This is a genomic window from Antarcticimicrobium sediminis (genome assembly GCF_004348975.1).
Classification (GTDB): domain Bacteria; phylum Pseudomonadota; class Alphaproteobacteria; order Rhodobacterales; family Rhodobacteraceae; genus Antarcticimicrobium; species Antarcticimicrobium sediminis.
In genome coordinates, this window is record NZ_SMFP01000047.1 from 1 (window position 1) to 3,317 (window position 3,317).

Genomic DNA, 3,317 nt, shown 5'->3' on the forward strand with positions numbered 1-3,317 from the left:
GGCTGAGCCCGCCGACGCCGTCCATGCCCGAGGGCAGGATCATGCCGTGCCAGTGAACGGTCGTGTGTTCCGGCAGCTTGTTGGTCACGTAAATGCGAACCCGGTCGCCTTCGACCGCCTCAATCGTGGGGCCTGTCGACTGGCCGTTATAGCCCCACAGATGCGCGATCATGCCGTCCGCCAACTCGCGCTCCACCGGTTCAGCAACGAGGTGAAACTCCTTGACCCCGTTGTTCATTCGGTAGGGCAGTGTCCAGCCGTTCAAAGTCACGACTGGCGTGTAGTCAGGCCCCGTCGATGGCCGTGGCGTGATCGCCGTAGCGGCCGTGTCCATCTGGGCCGCTTCAGGCAGACCCATATTCGTAGTCTTGCCCCATGCCTGGGAGGAAACGAGCGCGGCCCCTGCGGCGCCGACCCCGAGTAGTTGACGTCTGTTCATCATGTCATCTTCCTTTCAGTGTCCTGCGCCGCCACCGGCGGCAAGTGTTGTGCCTTCTGACGCGGCACTGCCACTGCCTGAGCCGCCGCCGTAGATCGCTGCAGTCAGATCAGCCTGAGCCATGAAAAAATCACGCTTTGCACTGGCAGATTCGAGCGATGCGCCGAGTTTTTCTCGGACGTCAGCCAGCAGCTCGAATGTGCTGGTGATCATGCCGTTGTAGGACAGCAGCCCCTCCTCCTCGACGGTGTTGCGCAGTGGCACCAGAACGTCGCGGTAGTGGCGCGCGATCTTGTAGGATGCGTGATAGGCGGCCTCGGCGCCGCGCGCTTCCGAGCGCACGTTGACAGCCTTTTCTGCGAGAACATTGGCCGCCTGTAGATAGGCCAGCTCTGCCTTTCGCATCCGGGCCTCACCGGTGTCGAAGATCGGAATGGCGAACTCCAATTCGAGCTGTGGTGTCGTTTCGGTGCTCGTCCCGCCAGTCACCGCCTCGCGCTCGGCCTCAAAGCCGGCGATGAGTTCAAGATCCGTCACCAGCCGGGTCCGGTCTGTCAGCCCGAACGCCGCCGCCTGCGCCTCAAGACCCAGCTTGGCCACGCGCAGATCAAATCGATTTTGCAAGGCCCTGCCTTCGACGTTGGTGATCCGCCCCACAGAACGTGGCAAGGCGGGCAAGGCGTCGGGCACATAGTAATCCACGTCCGCCCCCCACAGCCCCATCAGCTGGGTCAGATCTTCCTTGGCGCGGATAGCATTCAGCCGTGCCCGCGCCAGTTGCCCCGCCAGTTCGGCGTTGAAGGCCTGTTCCCGCGCTTGGCCGGCCTTGTTCAGCGCGCCTGTTTCACCCAGCTTGCGCGCCAGTTCGGATCCGGCATCGGATGTGGCCTTGGCCCGTTTGAGATAACTTGCGGTTTCGAAGGCAGCGACCGCATTGATCCAGGCCTGCCGCGTCTGATTGGCCAGGGTGAGCGTGTCGTTTACCGCTGTCAGCTGTGCCGCGCGGAAATTGACACCCGCCAATGCGACCCGCTGTTTGCGGGTCTTGGCATCCAGAATATTGGTCGCGATCATGCTTTCGATCGCGCGATACGCGCCCAGTTCGGCGGCCCCGATGCCCAATACTCCGATAGAGACGATCGGGTTTTCGGGCGTCGCCTGTTGCCATGCATCGGTGGCAGACAGCCCAACATTCGCGTAAGCGGCCTGCAAGCCCTTGTTGTTGAGCAGGGCAACCTGAACGGCGGTATCCGCCGAAATCGTCTTGCGATGCACCATGGCGCGCACTTCGCGGCTCAAGGTTTCGTTTTCCGCCTGAGTTTGCGCAAATGCCGTTCGCTTTCCGATCACCGCTGCGGTCTGGCTCGCCACATTGGCAAACCCTGCCTTGGGCTCGGTGTAGGTTCCTGGAATCGCGGTGGCGCACGCACCAAGGATCAACGGAAAACCAACGACAAGGGAGAGGTTCCTGACGCGCATCAATTGCCCTCCGACTGTTCTTGGTTGACCGAGCGCCAGTCGCGCGGGCCGGTGGGGCCGCGATAGGTGTATCCTGCCAAGGGGTCTTGATATTTGATCGGTGAGGAGACTGCCGTGTTGGTGACGGCATGTTGTGCTGTCACGTTCGGCAATGGCGCTGGCTCATAGGCACATGCGCCGAGTGCGAGGGCAGACGCCCCCACAAATGGATGAAATTTCATGTTGGTAACCTGACTGATATACATCGGGTTCGCGCACGGACATACGCGAAGCGAAAACCCTGTTAAGGGCCTTGGATCAGATCAGATGTTGGGGAGGTCGCAGAAAACCGGACGGTTTGATCGAAGCTGTTCGCCCATTAAGCATCAGGTATTTGCCACGCGTGGCATGAGCGACAAATGCGGCTCCGGGTTCGGTGAGCATGCCCGAAACGCAGATACCGCTGCAACACTGGCCAGTCCCCTGATCCTCATGGTCCGCTTTGGACGCAGAGCCGCTTTTGTCGTGCTTGGAACCCAAGGAGGTAGCGCCATGCGCATGTTCGGCAACCGTGTGATCGGCGCTGATTGACGCGACCAGCTGGTTATTGTGCATGCCTGATGCAGCGTGGGCTGTCGAAGGTGGCAAGAACACCAATGCGCAAGCGATCACAAGGTAAGAGAGCGCCTTGAGACATGCAAAAAGGGGTGTCTTGGACTTCATGCTCTGTGTTTGGGGAAAACGGGGACACCTGTCAATCCGTTGAAGGGTGAGAGGCAGCAACATTCTCGTGAGACCATCAAAGCCGAGCAGCCCTCCGCCAATCAGTTCTAAGCCTGTCTTGGAACTGGACCTGTCGCGTTTTTGTACCGCTCCAAGTGCTCGTTTAGGCCACCTTTCGTTCGAAAGCGGCAGGGCTTTTCCAGCCCAGTTCTGAGTGCCGCCGCCGCGGATTGTAAAAGCCGTTGATGTATTCGAAGATGGCCATCTCAACCTGCCGCCGGGTTTCCCATGACCGTCGCCAGATCATCTCGGCCTTGATGGTTTTGAAGAAGGTTTCAACAGCGGCGTTATCATAGCAATTTCCCTTGCCACTCATGGACACCCTGAACCCATGCTTTCGCAAGATTTTCTGGTAGTCGTGCGAACAGTATTGGCTGCCCCTGTCCGTAGCCGAGCTCGTCGAGGATCACGAGATCAAGGCGGGTGAGATTTTCTGCAAGCTGTCCGGCTTTACCTTTTGCCTTCTCCTGTTCGAGCGTGTTGACGAGCTCGATGGTCGAGAAGAACCGGACCTTGCGTGTCAATCGGCATGCAATCCTGACCCCCTATCGGCGCCCAAAAATGACCCCTTTATTTTGCGCAGGGGTAGCTGGCCCGATGCGGTGTAGCCATCACACAGCGCAGCCGCGTCGGGCCA

General features: G+C 59.7%; 4 protein-coding genes and 2 pseudogenes. All 6 read right to left on the reverse strand.

Features of this window, described 5'->3' with window-relative positions; all coding sequences use genetic code 11:
• A partial coding sequence (locus E1B25_RS21845) for a multicopper oxidase domain-containing protein (protein WP_165937735.1) occupies positions 1-442 on the reverse strand: 442 nt, incomplete at its 3' end.
• A 12-nt stretch (positions 443-454) separates the two neighbouring features.
• Entirely contained in the window at positions 455-1,918 is a 1,464-nt protein-coding gene (locus E1B25_RS21850; RefSeq protein WP_132831671.1) for a TolC family protein, read from the reverse strand.
• Positions 1,918-2,139 (reverse strand): hypothetical protein, encoded by a 222-nt coding sequence (locus E1B25_RS21855; RefSeq protein ID WP_206338618.1) that lies wholly within the window; start codon positions 2,137-2,139, stop codon positions 1,918-1,920. Before E1B25_RS21855 ends, E1B25_RS21850 begins: the two co-directional genes overlap by 1 nt.
• A gap of 76 nt (positions 2,140-2,215) precedes the next feature.
• The gene (locus tag E1B25_RS21860) at positions 2,216-2,620 is read right to left on the reverse strand and encodes a hypothetical protein (protein WP_132831672.1); all 405 of its coding nucleotides are present in this window, start codon (positions 2,618-2,620) and stop codon (positions 2,216-2,218) included.
• A gap of 163 nt (positions 2,621-2,783) precedes the next feature.
• Positions 2,784-3,068: pseudogene (locus E1B25_RS21865) on the reverse strand (IS3 family transposase); the annotation flags it as partial.
• Positions 3,067-3,204 (reverse strand): annotated as a pseudogene (locus tag E1B25_RS22705) (ATP-binding protein); the annotation flags it as partial. The pseudogenes E1B25_RS22705 and E1B25_RS21865, both read right to left, overlap by 2 nt.
• Positions 3,205-3,317: the final 113 nt, after the last annotated feature.